Raw genomic sequence first — 20,733 nt, 5'->3', positions numbered from 1 at the left:
TCAATAAGGCTCAGTTGACAGGCGTCAGCAGGTCCTCGCCTGCCAAGTGGGCTTTGATGTTGTCATAGACCAGCATGCCCATGGCCATGCGGGTGTCGTGCGTAGCGCTGGCGATGTGCGGGGTGAGCACCACGTTCTCTGTCATGCCGAACAGTTCTTCCGGCACATTCGGCTCGTCCGGATAGACGTCGAGTCCGGCAGCACCGAGGCGGCCGTCCTTCAGGCAGGCAATCAGGGCATCCATATCAACGACAGAGCCGCGGGCGACATTCACGAGCAGGCCTTGCGGCCCAAGAGCTTCCAGCACTGCCTCGTTCACCAGATTGTTGGTGGCGGCACCGCCCGGCGTGATCACCACCATGATTTCCACGTCCTGGGCCATTTTCACCAGATCGGGGTAGTAGCGATAGGGCGCGTCCGGTTTCATGGACCGGTTGTGATAGGAAATGTCCATCTTGAACGCGGCGCAGCGATCGGCGATTTCGAGTCCGATGCGACCGAGACCGACGATACCGACCTTGGAGTGATGTACCTTGTTCACGAAAGGGTATTGCTTCTTCACCGGCCACTGTCCGGCCCGGACGAAACGGTCCGCGTCGACAATATGACGGCGGGCGGAGATCAGCAGGCCGAGAGCGAGGTCGGCGACGCAGTCGTTCAGCACGTCGGGCGTGTTGGTGACCTTTATGCCCCGGCGGTTAGCATCCTCTATGTCGATGGCGTCGTAGCCAACACCGAAATTGGCGATCAGCTTGGCGTTCGGCACCTGGTCCAGCAGCGGCGGGTCGCACTTCATGAAGGTGGCGAAGGCAACGCATTTCTCACCGACCTCGGCCAGCATCTTTTTCGGGTCCGGCGCGCTGTACAGGTGGTGCGTGGTGGCGATCTCGTCCAGCCGGTCCATTGCCGGCTTGTAATAGGGGGCGGGGATCAGGACGTGAGGTTTTTCTGCCACTGTATATTTCCTTTTCTTGCGGCCTTGTCCTGGCCTGTCGGTGCCGGTTGGGATCAGAAAGAAGAGCCCGGTTGTTTGAGGAATTCCTGTTCAGCTTCGGTGCTTTCGCGTCCGAGAACGTCATTGCGGTGCGGAAAACGGCCGAAGCGGGCGATGATGTCGCGGTGGCGCACCGCGTAGTCAGTCAACCTTTCATCGCCGATAGCCTCGAACAGCGCGACGCAACGTTCCTGGTCTTCAAGGTTCTCGCTATGCTCGAACGGCAGGTAGAGGAAAGTCTTCTCACGGTCTGGAAATTCCCCGTCATAGCCGTCCACCAAGACCTTGATGGCGGCAGCACGCGCTTTCGCATCGGCGGCGAAAGCCTTGCCCGATCCGCGATGGATGTTCCGGGTAAACTGATCCAGCAACAGGATATAGGCGAGGGCGCCGCGCGGGGTTTCCAGCCAGTCTTCCAGTTTCCCTTCAGCCGCGGCCTCGACAAGCGTGCCGAAGCGTTCCCGAATCTGCCGGTCGAGCTCCGGATCTTTTTCGAACCATTGCTTTTCGGAGCATTCCTCGAACCAGAAGCTGTAAACCTGATCGATGTCGCGCATATTTTGGCCTTGGTTCCGTCCCGTTGAACCGGAACGATAAACCGGCGGTGCGGACAAGGTAAATGCGCTGGACTTCCGCTTTGCGGATATCCAAGTGGTGACAGGACGGAACCCGCCATGTGACAGTCGCCTGCCACCGGTCCAGACTTGGAGAGGACATGATCCGCCCCCTCAGTAAATGCTTTGCGTCCCTTATCGTTCTATTGCTCGTTGCCGGATGCGGCGCAACCGTTGTTCAGTCCCCGACCGGAGTGAGCGGAGGTGCCAAGAAACGCGTGCTGGCCTTTGCCGGAAAGCAGGGGCCGGTGCTGCTCCAGGTTTCCGGTCAGCCGTTCCGGGAAGGCAAGGGGGAGACGGCGGCTGCTTCAGCGCGCATTCTTTCCGGCGTTTATTCCGAGGTGCCGCGCGGTTTCACGCTGAACCCGGCTGCTGCTGGGGCGCCGCAATTCAGGTTCAGGATTGCATTCGATCCGCCGGTCTCGACGACACCTGATCAAGTCTGCGCGGCGAGCTCGCAGAAACCGCTCAGCTATGACCGGCGCGATGCACGACAGACACTCTTCATGGTGTTTTGCCGGCAGGAAGTTTCGATCGCGGCGGTCAAGGCGCGATCGGACCGGATGACCTCGCTGACGGACCCGAACTACCGCAATCTGCTGTTGCAGGCTGCGCGCGAAATGTTCCAGGCCGATGCGAATGATACTGGTAGCCTCGGTGTTCTCGAATTCGATCCGAAGCCCCGGATCAAGCTGAATCCGTTCGAAGGAATTTTCTAGAAATATCCGTTCTTCGGGCCGCGTCACTCTGCCTCGATTGATCGCTTTGCGGGAGCGCCCATATCTAAGTCACGCGCGCTTTTCAGGCGCTAAAAAGGGAGAGTGCTGTGGGACAGAAAATCACGTCGCGGATGATTGCAGTCGGCGCGGTTTGCACCGTTAGTCTGCTCGGTGGTTGCGTAACCTCGATGCACGGATATTCCGGTGTCGATAATGAGGGTAAGCGCGAGTATCTGACCTATGCGGCGTCGAAAACGCCTGTTTGCATGACCCTGTCCGGTGCGGCATTTGTGGACACTCATGCCAAGGCCTCTGAGGTTACGGCTGCTGCGGCGGAGTATGCCTCCGGTGCAATCCTCGGCTCTTCGGCACGCTTCACCGCCGATTGCGCCAGCACAGCTCATCCGGAGTACCGGATCGTGATTCTGGCAAATGCTGCAATTGTCGGTTCACCCGATCAGCTGTGTGAAGAAGATGCGGTTCCGACGCGTCAAACCGTCGGTAAATTGCGGCTTGATGCGGCATTTTGCGCCAAATCCGAGCCTCTCAGTACCGCGTGGTCTGAGGCGCCGGCCCCGGCGGGAGCCAGCGATCCGGTTTTCCGCCGGATGATCCGCACCATGATGAACGAGCTTTTCCCGATTGAACGGGACCGCGACAGGGATCGCGAGAATCTTCGCTTATCGAATTTTTAGAGGGTCCGTCACCGTAGCCCTGATGTCACATGGCCGCTTATTCGTTTCCGTACCATGAGACGCGGGCGGTAGCGTCCTTGTCGGCATCATGGGCAGACGCGTACCGCAAGCTGCTATAACCGCCAACGCCATACCAGCCACTGGCATCCTCCGGGTCTCGGCGAAACTCCTCAAACCCGAAACTGCCGTCTTCCCGACGAAAAACATCGACGCAGAGCAGCCCGTCCGGGCTGTTCCTTGATGTGACGACCTGAGGCTTCTTCACCTCGCCAATCAGAACTGGTCCAGCGACATCGCCATCACGCTGTCGCCTGCGTCCGTGATCTGTGTCAGCAGGGCCGGGGCCTGGCTGAGGTGATAGTCGGCGAAGAATCGGGCGCTGATCAGCTTGCTCTCCAGGAAGGCCGCATTTCCGTTGGCGCTTTGCTTCTGTTCGGCTGCTGCCCTGACGCCGCGCGCCAGAAGCCAACCGGCACAGAGCAGGCCCATCAGGTTCTGGAAGGAGACGCCTCCCGAGGCGGCTTTGCCGGTATCGGCCGGGAAGGTCGTGACCAGCCATTGAACGGCGCTTTCCGCCGCTGCGAGTGCCGTGTCCATGTTCCGGACGATGGCGCGGGCGGACAGGTCGTCACTGGCGCGCAGCGGCTCCAGGTCGGTGCGGATATCGGCGAACAGTTCTGCTGCCGCTTCACCGCCGTCGCGGGCGACCTTGCGGCCAATCAGATCCATCGCCTGCACGCCGTTGGTGCCTTCGTAGATCGTGGTGATCCGGGCATCGCGGTAATGCTGGGCGGCGCCTGTCTCCTCGATGAAACCCATGCCGCCATGAATCTGGATGTTGGTCGAGGTGATGGCGAGGCCGGTATCGGTGCACCAGGACTTCACCACCGGGATCATCAGGTCGACCCGGCGCTGCGCGCGTGCCCTTGTATCCGGATCCTCTTCCCGGTTGGCCCGGTCGATCTCGGCGGCGGTGTAATAACAGAGACCGCGCATGCCCTCGATCTGGCTTTTCATGCCGAGCAGCATGCGCCGGACGTCCGGATGCTGGATGATTGCAACCGGCCCGTCGCTGCCCTGGATGGCGCGGCTTTGCACCCTGTCACGGGAAAAGGCGACAGCCTGCTGGTAGGCGCGTTCGGCAATGGCGAGCCCCTGCAGGCCGACGCCGAGACGGGCATTGTTCATCATCACGAACATGTATTCGATGCCGCGATTTTCCTCGCCGATCAGGTAGGCGGTAGCGCCTTCGTTGTCGCCATAGGACATAACGCAGGTCGGGCTGGCATGGATGCCGAGTTTATGCTCAAGAGAGACAGGGCGAACATCGTTCCGGGCACCGAGCGAGCCGTCGTCATTGACCATGAATTTCGGCACGATGAAGAGGGAAAGCCCCTTGCTGCCTGGCGGTCCGTCCGGTGAGCGGGCGAGGACGAGATGGACGATATTGTCCGTCATGTCGTGGTCGCCCCAGGTGATGTAGATCTTCTGGCCTTTCAGAAGATAATGATCGCCCTTGCGCTCGGAGCGGGTACGGATTGCACCCAGATCCGTGCCGGATTGCGGCTCGGTCAGGTTCATGGTTCCGGTCCATTCGCCGGAAACCAGTTTATGCAGATATTTCTCTTTCTGCTCGGCGCTCGCATGCTTGGTCATGGCCTCGATGCCGGCTTGCGTCAGCAGCGGGCAGAGGGCGAAGGCGAGGTTGGAGCTGTTCCACATTTCCCAGACCGCCGTGGTCAGGGAAATCGGCAGGTTCTGACCGCCGAACTCTTCCTCGAACGGCATGGCGTTCCAGCCGCCTTGCCAGAACTGGCTGTAGGCCTCGGCAAACCCGTTAACCGGCCGCACAACGCCATTTTCCAGATGCGCTTTTTCCTTGTCGCCAATCTCGTTCAGCGGGGCCAGGACATCGCGGGAAAACTTGCCCGCTTCTTCCAGAATCTGGTCCGTGAGTTCCTGATCGGTGCCCTCGAAACCGGGCAGCGCGGCAATCTTGTCGAAGCCGGCAATCTCGCGCAGCGTGAAGCGCATATCATCAAGCGGGGCAGAATAAACAGACATCGGTTTCCTCACACTTCGTCGGACCAGGCTGTTGCACCCGGCTCTCAATTGTTTGCCGCAGTTTAGTGCCTGAGGCGCGCGTTGTAATCCAAATAGGACAGAACGCAAGATGAGGAAGTGATGAGAAAAACCCGGCTCCCGAATAGAGCCGGGTAAGGCAGTCAGGCGCCTATCTTGATGCGGCGCTCGGCGTGGGTGCCGTCTTTGCTCTTTGGCATCGTAATGGTGAGAACGCCTTTATCGAAGGAGGCTTTGATTTTCGCCTCATCGATATTTTCCGGGAGCTTGAAGGAGCGCTGGAACTGGCCATAGCGGCGTTCCGTCAGGTGGTAGTTGTCCTTCTCGTCTCTCTTCTCCTCGGTCTTCTCGCCTTTGACGGTAAGGGTGCCACTCTTCACCGTGACCTCGACATCGTCCTCACCCATGCCGGGGAGTTCAGTCGTGATGCTGATCTGAGTGTCACTTTCCTTCATGTCCGTGGTGGGAACGACAAGGCCGCCATGCATCCCCGTGAAGGGTAGAGACATGGACATGGCGGGAGATTGCAGAAAGTTATGAAACATACGGTCCATTTCTGCACGAAAGGCGGAAAACGGATCGGCATATGTCTTCGCGGGTTCCGAACTTTTACTCTCAGTGATGTTTCCCATGGCGTTTCTCCTTCGCTCAGAAACATTAAGTAATGCTCAGAGCTGAGAGGATAGGTTGTCGCCGCCCGCGGCTCATTGAGCTAGGTCAATGAGCGTCCGCAGTGGGTAAAAAAGAATTAGATGACCTTGCCAGGATTCATGATCCCGTTCGGGTCGATGGCGGCCTTCAGCGTCCGCATAAGGTCGAGGGCGACGGGATCCTTGTAGTGGGCCAGTTCATCGCGCTTCAGGCGACCGATACCATGCTCGGCACTGATTGAGCCGCCAAAGGACACGACAACATCGTGAACCGCCCGGTTGTATTCGTCCCAGCGATTGACAAAGGCGTTTGAATCGCCGCCTTCGGGCTCCGCCACATTGTAGTGCAGGTTGCCATCCCCGGCATGCCCGAAGGCAACGATGCGTGCATTCTCGTCCACCTTGCTGATTGCTTCCGCAGCGGCCTTGTAGAAGGCGGGAAGGCTGGCTACCGGCACGGAGACGTCGTGCTTGATGGAAGCGCCTTCGATCTTCTGGGACTCGGACGCATTCTCGCGCAATTTCCAGAATTCCTGACGCTGCGTTTCATTTTGGGCAAGGGCTGCATCAAGGATCAGGCCATCTTCCATGGCGGCGCCCAGAATGGCTTCGAACCGTTCCTCGATACCGGTGTCATTGTCCGACGTGGTGACCAGTTCGATCAGCGTATACATGTCGTATTGCTCGCCAAGAGGGTCCTGGCAGTCCGGCATGTGTTTCAGCACAAGATCGATGACCAGTCGCGGGATCAGCTCGAACGTCTCGACACTGTCGCCACTTTCTGCCCGGGCCCGCTGCAACAGTTCAATGGCCGCGTCCACGTCGCGGATGGCGCAGAAGGCGGTGCGGATATCGCGCGGCTTCGGGAACAGTTTAACGACCGCAGCGGTGATGATGCCGAGGGTGCCTTCGGCGCCGACGAAAAGGTGCTTCAGATCGTACCCGGTATTGTCCTTCCTGAGGCTGCCGAGGCCGTTCCAGATCCGGCCATCAGGCAGCACAACCTCAAGGCCAAGCGTCAGATCGCGGGTGTTGCCATAGCGCAGAACGTTCGTGCCGCCCGCATTGGTGCTGAGATTGCCGCCGATCATGCAACTTCCTTCGGCGGCGAGGCTGAGCGGGAAATAACGGTCGGCCTTGGCTGCTTCTTCCTGCAGGAATTGCAGTACGCAGCCAGCTTCCACGGTCATCGTATAGTTCAGCGGGTCGATCGAACGCACCTTGTTCATCCGCGCCAGCGACAGGACGATCTCGTTGCCGGTCTCGAACGGCACGGACCCGCCACAAAGGCTGGTGTTGCCGCCCTGGGGGACGACCGGGATGCCCGCTTCGTTACAGAGCTTCAGGACGCCGGAGACTTCAGCGGCGCTGGTGGGTTTGACCACCATCTGCGCGCGGCCATGGAACAGCCCGCGATCCTCAACAAGATTGGGCTCCATGGCGGAGGGATCGGAGGTCCAGCCCTTCGGGCCGACGATTTCCTTGATCTTCTCAAGGGCGGCGATTTCGATAGCGGTCGGCGCATAAGGGGCGTCGGAAAGGGCCATGGTACGCGGGGCGGACATAAAACGGATCTCCGGTGCGAATGCAATTCGGCAGCAATAATAGGCAGCAGCGCCGGAACGACAACCCGCCGCGCTGAGAAGGCACCTATGCGCGCGGCGCAGCGGCGCGGCGAAGCCGGTCGTTTATGGCGACGCCGAGCCCGGTCTCCGGAATCGGGGCGACAGCGATGCCGATTGCGCCGGGCCGGTCGAGTGCGCGCAGCAGGGAGAACAGGCGGGCTGCCGCTTCAGTGAGGTCGCCCGCCGCGCTGAGGGTTTCCGCGCCGTTTGGCCCGGTTACCTCTCCGAAACCCAGAAACAGTTCGCCTTCTTCCGCGGTCTCGGCATTGAGGCGCACGGGAAGCGCCGGCGCATAATGGCTTTCCAGCATGCCCGGTGCGGCGATCTTCGCGCTGGCGCCGGCCGCCGCGACCGATCCCAGAAGCGGTTCGAGCATTTCAGCCGTGACGGCGCCAGGCCGCAAGATGGTCGGGGCCTCTCCGGAGAGGTCAAGTACCGTGGATTCGAGCCCGACAGAGCAGGGGCCGCCATCGAGAATGATCGAGACCTTCCCGGCCAGCCCGGCAAGGACATGCTCTGCCGTGGTCGGGCTTACCCGGCCTGACGGATTGGCGCTTGGGGCGGCGATCGGCCGACCAACGGTGCGCAGCAGTTCTGCTGCGAGCGGGTGCGCCGGTACCCGGATAGCGATGGTGTCGAGCCCGGCGCTGGCCAGCAGGGAGATCGGACAGTTTTCCCGTCGCTGCACCACGAGGGTCATCGGGCCCGGCCAGAAGACTTCGGCAACGGCCCGGGCGCGCTTGTTGAAATTCCCGAGCGCGAAGGCGGCGTCCAGGTCCGGGACGTGGGAAATCAGCGGGTTGAAACTCGGCCGGGCCTTCGCCTCGAATATTTTGGCGACGGCCGTGTCGCTGGTCGCATCGCCGCCGAGCCCGTAGACGGTCTCGGTCGGGAACGCCACAAGCTCGCCGGCCGCGAGCGTTGCGGCGGCTTCGTAGAGGGCCGCGTCGGTTGGTTTCAGAACCCGTGTTTCGATCATGACCGCCGCTTATCCGCCGGTCCGGCGGGTGCGGTCAAGAGACGGTCTCATGTTGCGCTGCACAAAAATGGTGTTAACGTGCCGTGTGAGATACAGTCGTGAAGCAGCCTGGGAGTGCGGCCATGACGGGAACCATCATCACCATTGCGCAACAGAAGGGCGGAGCGGGCAAGACCACTCTGGCAGCTCAACTTGCTGTTGCCCTGGCCCAAAGCGGCAAGCGCGTCGCGGCCATCGATATCGATCCGCAGATGAGTCTGGCCACCTGGTTCGCCATGCGGGCCGAGATGCATGGTGATCTTGTCTACAAGGGAAAGGGCGCGCTGGAGATCCTGCAGGTCACCGGCTGGCGCGCGGCGTCCGAGATCGAGCGTCAGGCGAAAGAGAATGACGTGGTCATCGTTGATTCCCCGCCACATGCCGAAACCGAGGCACGGATCGCGGTGCGCAATGCGCATCTGGCTGTCGTGCCGGTGCAGCCGAGCCCGATGGATGTCTGGGCGACGAAGCCGACCCTGGAGATGGCCGCCAAGGAGAAGACCCCTGTGTTGCTGGTGCTTAACCGGGTTCCGCCGAGAGCTAAGCTGACGGAGCGCATGGTGGCGGCGCTGACCGAGTTGAATCTGCCGGTGGCCAAAACGCAGGTCGGTAATCGCGTAGCGTTGGCGAGCAGCATGGCGGACGGTCTGGGCGTTGTGGAATTCGCAAGAAGCAGCGTCGCCGCGAAGGAAATCAACGCGCTCGCCAAGGCGGTGCTGAAAGCCGCCGGTTAAGCGGCTCTACGCGTTAAACGTTGCGGCCCTTGGCGATGAACATCCCGTTCAGGAACTTTTCCCCGGACTTGCCATAGCGGAACGGCGTGCCGTCGAACGCGGTCATGGTGCCGCCGGCGGCATTCAGCACGGCATGGCCGGCAGCGGTATCCCATTCGCAGGTCGGGCCGGTGCGCGGATATACATCCGCTTCACCGCGCGCCACGAGGCAGAATTTCAACGCCGAGCCACGGGATATGGACTGGGCCGGTTTCAGGGTCGCGATATATTCTTCAAGCTCCGGTGAGCGGTGGGAGCGGCTGCCAACGACTGTCAGCGTCTCCGGCGTCGCCTCGCGCACCGAAATCGGCGTGCGGGTGCCGTCGGCTTCTTCCTCGAAAGCGCCGCCGCCGACGAAACCGGCGGAGGCCCGGCCATCGACCGGGGTCAGGACCACGCCGAGGGTCGGCTCGAAATTCTCCACTAGACCGATATTCACCGTGAAGTCGCCGTTGCGGCGAATATATTCCTTTGTACCGTCCAGCGGATCGACCAGCCAGAAGGTGCCGCCGGAAACATCGGGATTGTGGCCGTCGGCGAAGCTCTCTTCAGAGATGATCGGGATTTCCGGCGTCAGCTTCTCGAGAGCCGGGAAGATCAGCGCGTCTGCGGCCCGGTCTGCGGCAGTGACCGGCGAGCCGTCCGTCTTTTCGTCGACGGCGATCTCGCCCTCGTAATACTTCAGGATCAGGGCCGAGGCGTCCCGGGCAATCAGGATGACTTCGTTCAGCAGCGTCTGTTTGTCCATGATATGTCCGGCAAAGTGTTGATAGAGGCGCGCGTGCGGTCGTAGTTTCGACTTGGAATACCGGAACCGAGCGGATTTGAACAGGCATGTGCGGTCGCTACAGCATCACAACGGCACCAGAGGCCCTGCGCCGACTATTCGCGGTAACGGACATGCTGAATCTGGAACCGCGCTACAATATGGCGCCGATGCAGACCGCGCCTGTGATCCGTGAGCGCGACGGCACACGCCATATGGACCGGCTCCGCTGGGGGCTGGTGCCGAGCTGGGCGCCGGACGAGAGCCGCGCCGCCTCATTGATCAACGGACGGTCGGAAACGGCCTCTGAGAAGCCGTCTTTCCGCGATGCCTATGCGAAGCGGCGCTGTCTGATACCGGCCGACGGATTCTACGAGTGGCGCAAGGTCGGAGGTGGCAAGCAACCCTATCGCGTTTCACTTGAGGGGAACCGCCCGTTCGCCTTCGCGGGCCTCTGGGAGCGCTGGGACAAAGGCGCCGAGCCGGTCGAGACCTTCACCCTGCTGACAACGGACGCGGATCCCAGGATCGAACATATCCACGGCCGGATGCCGGTTATGCTGTCTGAGCAGGACGAATTCGCCCGCTGGTTGGATGGCGATGCGGAGGAGAGGGCGGCGCTGTTGCGGCCTTACGGCAAGGTCGATCTTGTTTTCACGCCAGTCTCGAACCGTGTCGGCAATGTCCGGAACGACGATCCAGCGCTGATCGAACCGGTCGCCGAGATGGACGCGGCGGAACAGGATACGCCTGAACCTCCCGCACCTCGACAGGGTTCTTTGTTTTAATACAGACCGGGTTCTAACACAGGCTGACGCTATTCCCGGGGGCAGCGGTTCAGGATCTGGATTGTGTTGCCGCTTGCCATGAAGCCGCCTGTACCGGTCGACCCCGCCATCTGGATATCGTTCGGCCCGAGCTTTTGCAGATGTTCGACGAGCGTGGGAGACCGCCGCAGATAGAACTGGAAATCGTCTTCCAGGGTCTCGGTGATCTCGACGGTTTCGGGGGAGGTCTTGCCCTCACGGGTTACCGTGTAGCCGGTATCCGTGAAGATCACGTAATTCTGCCCGCAATTGTCCGGAGACCAGCGGCCGACCAGCGTCGGCGCGATGCCCCGGTAACGGATCACATTGCCGGTGGTCAGAGGCATCACAGTCGGTTCCTCCGCCGTTTGGCTATCCATCATGGACTCTTCATTGGCCATGGAGGCATGCGGGAACATGCGTGCGTAGCTGCCGAGCCCGACTTTGTCGGCGAGAGAGAGCATTGCCGGATGCTGCAGATACAGCATCACTGACACCGCGCCGCCGCCGACAAGAAGCAAGACCAGCAGGAGCAGGATGATGGTTCTGAACGCGGAGCGCTTCTTCCTGGGCACAGGCTTTCGGAAGACGGGCGGGAGGTCATCGTACGCCGGACGCTCCGACGCTTCCCCCCGATCGCTCGGCCAGGGCTCTTCGTCCTCGCTTTCCGGCGGGGACTCGTAGCTCATCGAGACACTTTCGTCCCGGCGCGGCGCCTCGGTGCGCTCCTCGTAATGATCTTCCGGTTCTGATTCTTCGCCGTAACCGTCTACGGCATCGTCATCGAAACCCGAGGGCGGCTGATCTTCGGCCATGGGAAGGTTGATGCTGGACTGATCGAGATAGAACAACTGGGCATACTGCCAGTCGCCGGATGCGTCGTCGTGATACGCGCCGACCAGCCGGATTTCTGCGCCGCGATCGTTCGCGATTTCCCGCGCCAATCCGGATTTCAGGACGGAGTAGGCACGGGCCTGCTCGACGGTTTCCCAATGACCGCCACGATCGGTGGCGGGGCGGGACTGGAGATAATAATGCGCGTATCGCTTCATGACGGACCCGATGATAACCGTGCTACCAACTCTTGTCTTCCGCAAGAAACGCCGTTGCATTCTCGGCGCTCATTGGGCGGGAGAAAAGAAATCCCTGGGCGTAATGACAATCGAGCGCGCGCAACTGGGCAAGCTGCTCCGATGTCTCGACACCTTCCGCGATCACATCCAGGCGCAAATTCTGTCCCAGCATCGTGATCGTGCGCACGATCTCCAGGTTCTGGAAATTGCTGGTCATGTCCTCGATAAAGGATTTGTCGATCTTCAGGGTGTCGATCGGGAAAGTGTGCAGATAGGACAAGGACGAGTAACCGGTGCCGAAATCGTCGACGCAGATCCTGATATCCGCCGCCTTCAGCCGGTCCAGCATCTGGGTCGACAGCGCGACATCCTGCATCAGGGTGCTTTCGGTGATCTCGATCTTGAGCTGGGTCGTCGGCAGGCCGACGCCTTCCAGGCAATCGATAATTCCGGAAACGACTTCCGGGCGGGCGAACTGCCGGCCAGACAGGTTGACGCTTATTTCCAGCTGATCGTCCTTTGGACGGTCGGCGTTCCAGGCTGTCATCTGTAATCCGCCAGTGTGCAGAGCCCACTGGCTGAGTGCGAAAATGCTTCCGGTCTCTTCGGCGACCGGGATGAACTCGACCGGTGAAATCTCTCCGCGCTCGGCATGGAACCAGCGGAGCAAGGCTTCGAATCCGGCAATCTTCCCGCGTCGCATGTCGATGATCGGCTGGTAGTACAACTGCATCTCGTTGCGTTCCAGCGCCCGGCGGAGATCCGAATCGAGGTCGAGCGGGGTCACCGGCCAGACCCGCATGGTGTCCTGAAAGGCGATGCTCTGGGCCTTGCCGCGTTCCTTCGCTTGGTACATGGCAAGCTCGGCATCGCGCAGGATATCTTCCGGCCGCCCGTATCCCTGTTCGGAATGGGCAATGCCGAGGGACACCGAGACGAAAATCTCCTTGCCGCCGAGACGGAAGGGCGTGTCCAGCGCCTGGTGCAAGCTCTCGGTCAGCCGGGTGGCCTCTTCCGGAGTCTTGATGTTTTCCAGCAGGATGGCGAATTCGTCCCCGCCGAGACGGGCGACCGTATCGCTGTCGCGCAGGGTGCTCTCGAACCGCCGGGCCGTGGCAAAGATCAAGTCGTCGCCATGCACGTGCCCGAGACTCTCGTTCACGATCTTGAATCGGTCGAGGTCCAGGAAGGCGACAGCAAAGCGGGCGTCGGGTTCCCTGCGCAAGCGCGCAAGCGCCCTGCGCACAAGGTCGAGGAACAGTGTCCGGTTGGCAAGCCCGGTCAGGGTGTCATGCAGGGCATCGTGTACAAGTTGCTGTTCGGCCTGCTTGCGCCCGGTGATATCCGTCTGACTGCCGGCGACGCGATGCGCTGTGCCATCCTGGCCTCGAACCGCGAGCCCCCTGGTCAGCATCCAGAGGAAGGTGCCGTCGGCATGACGGACCCGGAATTCACACTCGAAATGAGAAATTTTCCCGTCCAGATGGGCATCCATCTGCGTGGTGACGCGGGCAACGTCATCTGGATGAATGCGACTGAACCATTCGACAGGGCTGTCCGTAAGCTCCTCGTCTTCCAGCCCGAGCATCTCCTTCCAGCGCGGCGACAGATAGATCTTTTCCCGCCGGAGATCCCAATCCCACAGGCCGTCGTTGGAGCCGGCTGCGGAAAGAGCGTATCGCTCCTCGCTCTCGGCAAGTCCCTGGCGCGCAATCTCGGTCAATGTCACGTCCGAGCTGGCCATAATGACATCGCCGTTGGCCATGGGCGTGAAATAGTGCTCAAGGATACGGCCTGACGCCAGACGGTGGTTGCTGGTCATGGAGCGTTCCAGCCGCAGATAGCCGACGACTTCTTCGAGCACCGTCTCCCGGTCGGTTTCCAGGAAGTCTCCCCGCGCCATCATGAAATCGACCAGTTCGGAAACCGGCGTGCCAATGCGCATGAGGTGTTCTGGGAAATCGAACATCTCGACCAGTTTGGCGTTCCAGACCCTGAGCGTCAGTGCTGTATCGAATACGGCGATGGACTGATCGATACTGTCGAGTGTGGCGCGCAGCAGCATGGTCTGGTCTTCAGCATGCTGCCGGGCTGCTTTTTCCTCGGTGATGTCCCGGTGAAAGCTCAGCAGGCCGCCACTGGCGGTCCTGAGTTCCGTAATCTCGATCCAGCGGTTTTTGTGGTCGTGCAGCAGAACGCGGCCACCTGGCTCCCGGTGCGCCTGAAGCCGCCTTTCGCGCCACAGCTCGGGACGATCAGACGGGCTGTCGGTAACCCAGCGCTGTATGATTTCCGGCTCGCTCAGCAGGCTCTCGAGGGTTCTTCCAACAAGTGCGATACCGTCGAGTTCCGGATAGAGATCGAGAAACTGGGCATTCCAGGAGGTAATGCTGCCGTTTTGATCGAAATGACAGAGGCCGACCTGAATCTCTTCCAGAGCGCCGAGCAGTTCGGTCGGGTGGTTTTCCAGAGCTGCCGGCTTGGTCATGCCCATTGCGTCACTTTAACTTCCCATGCCGCGCAAATCCGTTTCCCGCCGGATAACAGGAGCAGGATGGGGTGCGTCATTCTGACTCTCCGTTCCGTTGCCTGGAGGCGCCCGCTGGACCGATTCTGGCGGTTAGGAGAACGGTTGTTCGGGCTCTCTTTTGCCCTAGTTTCGTATCGATTTCCCGAAAGATATCAGGGCGATGCATCGTCTGTCACGGGAAACACTCCAATTCCGGAGGTTTTACCGCCAAATTTCAGCATCCGATAGTATTGCCAGAGCAATTGCGCCGCCGCGCCGCGGTATGGGCGCCAAGGCTCGGCAATTGGATGGGTGTCTTTTTCCCGCGGTCGGACATCCAGGTTTTTCAAGGCCCGCACGGCTTCCTGAATGGCGAGATCGCCGCCGGGCCAGGCGTCCAGCCGGCCGAGACAGAACAGGAGATAGATGTCGGAAGTCCAGCGTCCGATGCCGGGGACCTGGGTCAGAGCTCCGACGACGGCTTCATCATGCAGGTTCTGCAGGTTCTCAAGATCGAGCCGCTCGTCCAGCACGTACTCGGCAAGAGCGCGGGCATAGCGGATCTTCGGTCGGCTGAAGCCAACCTGCCTGAAATCTTCGTCGGTTGCGGCTGCGATGGCGGCGGGGGAGACGTCGATCTGCTGGTTCAGCCTTGTCCATATGGCGCTTGCAGAGGCGAGCGAGACCTGCTGCGCCGTGAGGATGCGGATCAGAGACGCGAATCCGGGCGGCTCTCGCCTTGATGGCGGCGGGCCGAGCTTCTCGTATAGCGACTGAATGTCGGGATCGCGCCGGGTCAATTCGATTACGGCCTTGTGGAGAGCGTTGTCCTGACCGTCGGTGCCTGTCATGGCCGCCCTCTTGTTGTGCCGCTTCACTGTCGTGAGCATAGTTCCGACTCGGGGATTTGATAAGGACAGTAACGGAGGTGCGGCTGTGTTGAATGTGGATCGGCAGGCTCAGAACATTCTGACGGTTCGGACGGCGGGGCATGGCTTCTATGACCTGACACGGGATGCGTCCTCCTGGCTGGCCGAGAGCGGCATATCCACGGGATTGCTGACTTTCTTTGTTCGCCATACTTCCGCATCGCTGACGATCCAGGAAAATGCCGACCCCGACGTCCGGGCCGATCTTGCGGACTATCTCGCTGATATCGCGCCGGAAGATCCGGGCCGATACCGGCACGGGATCGAGGGACCGGACGACATGCCGGCGCATATCCGCACCATGCTGACCCAAACGACTCTTTCGATCCCGGTGGCTGACAGCCGAATGCTGCTTGGCACCTGGCAAGCGGTCTATCTAATGGAGCATCGCCGTGCGCCGCACCGCCGCGAAGTGGTTCTTCATCTGCTCGGCAGCTGAGGAGGGCGCGGCGGCGGTTCATACTTGACCTTCCAGCAGCTGGAAGCTTTATGCAGGGACACAGAGCCGGAAATTACCGGCTGAAGGAACACCCGACGGAGCCATCATGTCCTGCCACGCCCCTGAAAAAGCCGAGGCGCCTAAATCCTGCTGCCATGCTGTGGTGGAAAAGCCTGTCAGTGCCTGTTGCGGTCACGGCCATGGCGGCGGTGTCAGTTCTGGCAAGGCAGTCATGACCGGGAAACCCGAGGGTGCCGGCCCGGGGTATATCTGCCCGATGTGCCCGAGCGTCTGGAGCCCGGAGCCGGATAGCTGCCCGATGTGCGGGATGGCGCTCGAGCCGGAGATGATCACCCGGGACACGCCGCCCAATCCTGAATATCTCGATATGAGACGCCGGTTCTGGATCGGGGCCGTCCTGACCGTGCCGGTATTCATCCTTTCGATGGGGGAGATGGTGCCCGGGCTGGCCGAACTGGTCGCAGGCCCCTGGAACGCCTGGATACAGGCGGTGCTGGCAACGCCAGTTGTGCTCTGGGTCGGATTCCCGTTCTTTCAGCGTGGCTGGACGTCGCTGCGCACCGGCCATTTCAACATGTTCACGCTAATCGCCATCGGTACCGGGGCTGCCTATCTCTACAGCCTTGCGGGCTTGCTGCTGCCGGATCTTTTCCCGGAGGGCTTCCGAGGCGCGGGCGGACATGTCGGACTGTATTTCGAATCCGCCGCTGTCATCATCTGTCTGGTGGCCTTGGGGCAAGTCATGGAGCTCGGCGCGCGCGAGCGCACGTCCGATGCTTTGAAAGCGCTGCTCGGTCTCGCGCCGGAGACGGCCAGACGCCTCACCGACGGCGGTGATGATGAAGAAGTCGGCGTGGATGACATCCGTGAGGGCGACCGTATCCGCATTCGCGCGGGGGAACGCATTCCAGTGGACGGCCGCCTTCTGGAGGGCACCGGCGCGGTCGACGAGTCGATGCTGACAGGCGAGCCTTTGCCGGTTGAGAAGAATGTCGGTGACAGCCTCGTCGGAGGCACTCTGAATGGCCGGTCGACGCTGGTCATGGAAGTGGAGACTGTCGGCCAGGACACAGTGTTGTCCCGTATTGTCGCAATGGTGGCGGAAGCGCAGAGGAGCCGCGCGCCGGTGCAGAAAATCGCCGATGCGGTGGCCGGGTATTTCGTGCCGGCGGTGGTGCTGTCGTCGGTGGCGGCTTTCGTGGCCTGGGCGTTGCTCGGCCCGGAGCCTGCGCTGGCGCACGGTGTTGTCGCGGCTGTCTCGGTCCTCATCATTGCCTGTCCCTGCGCTCTTGGCCTGGCAACGCCGATGTCGATCATGGTTGGCGCCGGGCGCGGCGCCTCGGCGGGCATCCTGATCCGCGATGCGGAGGCGATCGAAGGGTTCGAGAAGATCGATACGCTGGTGGTCGACAAGACCGGCACCCTGACAGAGGGGCGGCCAGACATGAGTGACATTGCCACGGTGGCAGACGCGAGCGAAGACCGGGTTCTCGGCCTGGCGGCGGCGATTGAGCGCGGTAGCGAACATCCGCTGGCCGCCGCGGTCATCCGGGCTGCCAGGGAGCGGGATATCGCCGTGCAGCATGCGGAGGGGGTCGAAACAGAGGCCGGGCTCGGTTTGCGCGGGCTGGTCGACGGAACGCCTGTGGCCGCCGGGTCCGCCCGTTTCATGGAAACGCTCAATGTCGATATATCCATGCTTGCGGAAGCGGCGGAGAGGTTTTCTGAAGCAGGGGCGACGTTGCTTTACATCGCTCATGACGGTGCGGCTATCGGCCTGCTTGCCGTACGCGACCGGATCAAGGTCGGTGCGGCGGAGGCGGTTGCCGATCTCGGCCGCGACGGTATTCGCGTGGTCATGGCGTCGGGCGACAACCCGAAAGCCGCGGCCGTCATTGGTGCCGAACTCGGGATATCGGAAGTGCATGGCGGACTGATGCCGTCCGACAAGGCGGATCTGGTCCGTGACCTGAAGGCTGCGGGGCGCACTGTTGCCATGGCCGGAGACGGCATCAACGATGCCCCGGCACTGGCACTGGCCGATATCGGAATCGCCATGGGCAACGGCACGGATATCGCCAAGGAGAGCGCGGCAGTAACCTTGGTGAAAGGCGACGTGCGCGGGTTGGTGAAGGCCCGCCGCCTGAGCCGGGCGACCATGCGGAATATCCGCCAAAATCTGTTCTTTGCCTTCATTTACAACGCGTTGGGCGTTCCGGTTGCAGCCGGTCTGCTGTATCCGCTGTTCGGGCTGACCCTCAGCCCGATGCTGGCGGCAGCGGCGATGAGCCTTAGTTCCGTGTCGGTCATTAGCAACGCGCTCCGGCTCCGGTCGGCGAAACTCTGAGGAGACAGGCGATGCAAATCAGGGAGGTTGAACAGAGCGCAGGACTGCCGGCCAAGACCATCCGCTATTACGAGGAAATAGGTCTGGTCCGGCCGAACCGGCAGGATAACGGTTATCGCATCTATTCGACCGAGGATGTGCACCGGCTGCGTTTTCTGCAACGGGCGAGGGGACTCGGCTTCTCCATCGAGGATTGCCGGGCGCTGTTGTCGCTTTATGACGAGACGGGCCGGGAGAGTGCGGACGTTCGGGCCATTGCCGAAGCCCATCTGGATGAGATCGATCGAAAGATCCGGGAGTTGAAAGGGATGCGCCAGACATTGGCGCATCTGGTCCATGCCTGTCATGGCGACGACCGGCCCGATTGTCCGATCCTCGACGATCTGGCGGGCATCGGAGATGGGGCATGAACTGGCGCTTTCTGGTTTCCGGCGCTGCTGTCCTCATCTTGCTCGGCCTTGCCGGTTATTCGCGTATGCAGGATCCGGAACGCCCGTCCGTGATCTCCAAGATCGTTCCGGGAGCAACTGACGCCGAGAACAGCACTGTAATCAGGCTGCGGCCCGGGGATACCGGACTGGTCGCAGACGGGCGCGAGATTTACGCAGAGGCCTGCGCGAGTTGTCACGGCGCGGCCCTTGAAGGCCAGGCGAACTGGAAACAGCGCAACCCGGACGGCAGGCTCCCGGCCCCGCCGCACGACCCGTCCGGACATACCTGGCATCATCCCGATGGGCAGCTTTTCGCCCTTACGAAACTCGGCCCGGCCCGGATTGTCGGTGACGGTTACGAAAGCGACATGCCCGGTTTCGAGGGAACGCTCAGCGACAGGGAAATCGTCGCCGTGCTGTCTTTCATCAAGAGCACATGGCCTGCGGAAATACGGGCTCGGCACGATGGCATTAACCGGCAGGCGGCCAGCGGCGGGTAACCCGCGGCGGGTAAAAGGATTGCCAAATGTAAAACGAACGTTTTACATTTGGCGTCATGGATAAGCGCGAAGTCATTCTTTCAACCGCCGAGCAGGTTTTCTGCCGTGAGGGTTTCCGGGCAACTGGGGTCGACCGCCTGCTGGAGCCGGCCGGAGCCTCGACCCGCACGCTCTACAAGCATTTCGGCTCCAAGAACGGGCTGGCATTGGCCATTCTGAAGGGCCGTGACCAACGCTTCTTTGCCGCGATGAATGCCGTTGCCGAGACTGGCCCGGTCTCCGGTATGTTTGATGTTTTGCTGGATTGGATGGGTGAAGAGGGAGGCGTCGGCTGTCCGTTCCTGCGGGCGCTTGGCGAATACCACTCCGAAGATCCGGAGATCGCGGCCTTCGCTCAATCGCACAAGCAGCGCATGCGCGCGCTGATCGCCGAGCGGGTTGAGGCGGCTGTCGGAGCCCCCGATCCGCGTCTGGCAGACCAGGTTTGGCTGCTCTTCGAAGGGGCGGTTTCCGCTGCGGCAGTCGCGGGTGACGAGATGGTGGATGCCGCGCGGGATGCGGCAGAGGCACTGGTCGCTGCGGCCTCCAAGAGGTGAAACCCGCGGGAACGATATCCTTCATTGCGGCCGGATTTGCCTTGATTGCCGCTTCCTACGGGTTGGCGCGTTTCGCTTACGGACTGTTTCTTCCGGCGATAACAGCCGATCTCGGTCTCAGCCGGACCGAGGCCGGGTTGATCAGCGCCGGTGCCTTTGCGGCCTATTGCCTTGCGATTACCGTCGCGGCTCTGGCGAGCAACAGGCTCGGCGCGCGCCGGACTGTGCTGATTGCCGGTCTTGTCGCCACGACGGGCATGGCGGGGATTGCATGGTCCGATGGGGCCGGGCAATTGGGTGCGGCTGTTTTCCTCGCTGGGGTGAGTACGGGGTTGGCATCGCCGCCGTTGGCGCTGGCCGTTTCGCAGAGCATTTCCGGCGCACGTCAGGGTGCGGCAAACACACTGATCAACAGCGGTACCAGTGCGGGCGTGATCCTTTCCGGCCCGGTGGCGATCGGATTTGCCGAAGCCTGGCGGGAGGCTTATGCGGTCTTTGCGGTAATGGCACTCGGAGTGACGGTCTGGCTTGGTTATGCGATGCCAGTCGTCGCTTCGGTTGCTGCGCGTAGAGAGGAACGCGCCAGCCCGAATGCTCGTGTTCCCGGCGCTCTGAGACCGGTTCTTTTGGCGGCATTTCTCATGGGCATGACCAGCACGGCTGTCTGGACATTCGGGGGAGCGCTGTTGCACGGGCTCGCCGGGTGGGGAGAAGAGGCAATTGCACGGGTCTGGATCGTGATTGGTATTGCGGGAATTGTCGGCGCGGCTGCGGGGCCTCTGATCCGGCGTTTCGGGCTCAATCCGGTGCACCGGGTTTCGCTCGTCGCGCTCGCCCTATCCCTGCTTTTGATCCTCTTTTCCAATGCCTCTGGCGCTGTGCCCCTTATCGCCGCCGCATTATTCGGTGCGGCCTACATCATGCTGACGGGCGTCATTCTGGTATGGGGCGTCGAAATGGTTCCGAGCAGTCCCGCTTTCGGTCTGGGGGCCGGGTTTCTGGCGATTGCGGCGGGTCAGGTTGCAGGAGCGCCCCTTTTCGGGGCGCTCTATGACTGGAAAGGCGGGGAGGTCGCTTTGCTCGTATTCTCCGGCCTGGCCTGCACGGCGATGTGCGTGAGTGGCAGACCGGCGCGGCTACCCTAGT

At 61.5% G+C, this 20,733-nt stretch carries 21 protein-coding genes; 10 read left to right on the top strand and 11 right to left on the bottom strand.

Features of this window, described 5'->3' with window-relative positions; translation table 11 throughout:
* Positions 1 to 10: 10 nt before the first annotated feature.
* A complete protein-coding gene (locus tag IG629_RS06700) occupies positions 11 to 955 on the bottom strand; it encodes a 2-hydroxyacid dehydrogenase (protein ID WP_319025028.1) in 945 nt (314 codons plus the stop codon).
* 53 nt (positions 956 to 1,008) lie between these two features.
* Positions 1,009 to 1,551 (bottom strand): DUF924 family protein, encoded by a 543-nt coding sequence (locus IG629_RS06695; protein ID WP_193171187.1) that lies wholly within the window; start codon positions 1,549 to 1,551, stop codon positions 1,009 to 1,011.
* 158 nt (positions 1,552 to 1,709) lie between these two features.
* Between IG629_RS06695 and IG629_RS06690 the strand changes: the two genes are divergently transcribed.
* Entirely contained in the window at positions 1,710 to 2,327 is a 618-nt protein-coding gene (locus IG629_RS06690; protein ID WP_193171186.1) for a hypothetical protein, read from the top strand.
* 107 nt (positions 2,328 to 2,434) lie between these two features.
* The gene (locus IG629_RS06685) at positions 2,435 to 3,022 is read left to right on the top strand and encodes a hypothetical protein (protein ID WP_193171185.1); all 588 of its coding nucleotides are present in this window, start codon (positions 2,435 to 2,437) and stop codon (positions 3,020 to 3,022) included.
* Positions 3,023 to 3,059: 37 nt separating this feature from the next.
* Here IG629_RS06685 and IG629_RS06680 read toward each other — a convergent pair whose 3' ends face one another.
* From IG629_RS06680 to IG629_RS06660, 5 genes are all read right to left on the bottom strand, one after another.
* A complete protein-coding gene (locus IG629_RS06680; RefSeq protein WP_193171184.1) occupies positions 3,060 to 3,287 on the bottom strand; it encodes a hypothetical protein in 228 nt (75 codons plus the stop codon).
* 8 nt (positions 3,288 to 3,295) lie between these two features.
* The gene (locus IG629_RS06675; protein WP_193171183.1) at positions 3,296 to 5,086 is read right to left on the bottom strand and encodes an acyl-CoA dehydrogenase; all 1,791 of its coding nucleotides are present in this window, start codon (positions 5,084 to 5,086) and stop codon (positions 3,296 to 3,298) included.
* A gap of 161 nt (positions 5,087 to 5,247) precedes the next feature.
* Positions 5,248 to 5,736 carry an Hsp20/alpha crystallin family protein gene (locus tag IG629_RS06670; RefSeq protein WP_193171182.1) on the bottom strand — a complete coding sequence of 163 codons (489 nt, stop codon included), beginning with the start codon at positions 5,734 to 5,736 and terminating at the stop codon, positions 5,248 to 5,250.
* A gap of 116 nt (positions 5,737 to 5,852) precedes the next feature.
* Positions 5,853 to 7,319: an FAD-binding oxidoreductase gene (locus IG629_RS06665; protein ID WP_319025027.1), complete on the bottom strand. Its 1,467-nt coding sequence runs from the start codon at positions 7,317 to 7,319 to the stop codon at positions 5,853 to 5,855.
* Between the two features lie 85 nt (positions 7,320 to 7,404).
* Positions 7,405 to 8,358, bottom strand: coding sequence for an L-threonylcarbamoyladenylate synthase (locus IG629_RS06660; protein WP_193171181.1), 954 nt, complete (start codon positions 8,356 to 8,358; stop codon positions 7,405 to 7,407).
* Between the two features lie 122 nt (positions 8,359 to 8,480).
* Here IG629_RS06660 and parA point away from each other — a divergent pair, with 122 nt between their 5' ends.
* Positions 8,481 to 9,131: a ParA family partition ATPase gene (gene parA / locus IG629_RS06655; RefSeq protein ID WP_193171180.1), complete on the top strand. Its 651-nt coding sequence runs from the start codon at positions 8,481 to 8,483 to the stop codon at positions 9,129 to 9,131.
* Between the two features lie 13 nt (positions 9,132 to 9,144).
* Here parA and cysQ read toward each other — a convergent pair whose 3' ends face one another.
* The gene (gene cysQ, locus IG629_RS06650) at positions 9,145 to 9,918 is read right to left on the bottom strand and encodes a 3'(2'),5'-bisphosphate nucleotidase CysQ (RefSeq protein WP_193171179.1); all 774 of its coding nucleotides are present in this window, start codon (positions 9,916 to 9,918) and stop codon (positions 9,145 to 9,147) included.
* An 86-nt stretch (positions 9,919 to 10,004) separates the two neighbouring features.
* Here cysQ and IG629_RS06645 point away from each other — a divergent pair, with 86 nt between their 5' ends.
* Complete coding sequence (locus tag IG629_RS06645) at positions 10,005 to 10,724, top strand: SOS response-associated peptidase (protein WP_193171178.1); 720 nt, start codon at positions 10,005 to 10,007, stop codon at positions 10,722 to 10,724.
* A 29-nt stretch (positions 10,725 to 10,753) separates the two neighbouring features.
* On the opposite strand, the gene IG629_RS06640 is transcribed toward IG629_RS06645, so the two are convergent.
* The 3 genes from IG629_RS06640 to IG629_RS06630 all read right to left on the bottom strand — a co-directional run bounded on the left by IG629_RS06640 (position 10,754) and on the right by IG629_RS06630 (position 15,175).
* Positions 10,754 to 11,794 (bottom strand): hypothetical protein, encoded by a 1,041-nt coding sequence (locus tag IG629_RS06640; RefSeq protein WP_193171177.1) that lies wholly within the window; start codon positions 11,792 to 11,794, stop codon positions 10,754 to 10,756.
* A 22-nt stretch (positions 11,795 to 11,816) separates the two neighbouring features.
* The gene (locus IG629_RS06635; protein ID WP_193171176.1) at positions 11,817 to 14,303 is read right to left on the bottom strand and encodes an EAL domain-containing protein; all 2,487 of its coding nucleotides are present in this window, start codon (positions 14,301 to 14,303) and stop codon (positions 11,817 to 11,819) included.
* Between the two features lie 194 nt (positions 14,304 to 14,497).
* Positions 14,498 to 15,175, bottom strand: a complete 678-nt coding sequence (locus IG629_RS06630; RefSeq protein ID WP_193171175.1) for a DNA-3-methyladenine glycosylase family protein — start codon at positions 15,173 to 15,175, stop codon at positions 14,498 to 14,500.
* An 85-nt stretch (positions 15,176 to 15,260) separates the two neighbouring features.
* Here IG629_RS06630 and IG629_RS06625 point away from each other — a divergent pair, with 85 nt between their 5' ends.
* The 6 genes from IG629_RS06625 (at position 15,261) to IG629_RS06600 (ending at position 20,732) form a co-directional block, all read left to right on the top strand.
* Positions 15,261 to 15,692, top strand: a complete 432-nt coding sequence (locus IG629_RS06625; protein ID WP_404923492.1) for a secondary thiamine-phosphate synthase enzyme YjbQ — start codon at positions 15,261 to 15,263, stop codon at positions 15,690 to 15,692.
* Between the two features lie 106 nt (positions 15,693 to 15,798).
* Positions 15,799 to 18,060: a copper-transporting P-type ATPase gene (locus tag IG629_RS06620; RefSeq protein ID WP_226886513.1), complete on the top strand. Its 2,262-nt coding sequence runs from the start codon at positions 15,799 to 15,801 to the stop codon at positions 18,058 to 18,060.
* A gap of 11 nt (positions 18,061 to 18,071) precedes the next feature.
* Entirely contained in the window at positions 18,072 to 18,470 is a 399-nt protein-coding gene (gene cueR, locus IG629_RS06615) for a Cu(I)-responsive transcriptional regulator (RefSeq protein ID WP_193171173.1), read from the top strand.
* Positions 18,467 to 18,991, top strand: a complete 525-nt coding sequence (locus tag IG629_RS06610; protein ID WP_226886512.1) for a c-type cytochrome — start codon at positions 18,467 to 18,469, stop codon at positions 18,989 to 18,991. The genes cueR and IG629_RS06610 overlap by 4 nt, the downstream gene beginning before the upstream one ends.
* 56 nt (positions 18,992 to 19,047) lie before the next feature.
* Positions 19,048 to 19,587: a TetR/AcrR family transcriptional regulator gene (locus tag IG629_RS06605; RefSeq protein ID WP_193171172.1), complete on the top strand. Its 540-nt coding sequence runs from the start codon at positions 19,048 to 19,050 to the stop codon at positions 19,585 to 19,587.
* Entirely contained in the window at positions 19,584 to 20,732 is a 1,149-nt protein-coding gene (locus tag IG629_RS06600; RefSeq protein WP_193171171.1) for an MFS transporter, read from the top strand. Before IG629_RS06605 ends, IG629_RS06600 begins: the two co-directional genes overlap by 4 nt.
* Position 20,733: the final 1 nt, after the last annotated feature.

The sequence above is a fragment of the Nisaea nitritireducens genome (genome assembly GCF_014904795.1).
Classification (GTDB): domain Bacteria; phylum Pseudomonadota; class Alphaproteobacteria; order Thalassobaculales; family Thalassobaculaceae; genus Nisaea; species Nisaea nitritireducens.
The sequence above is the reverse complement of the archived record's forward strand: the minus strand, read 5'-3'. Positions and strand labels throughout refer to the sequence as shown.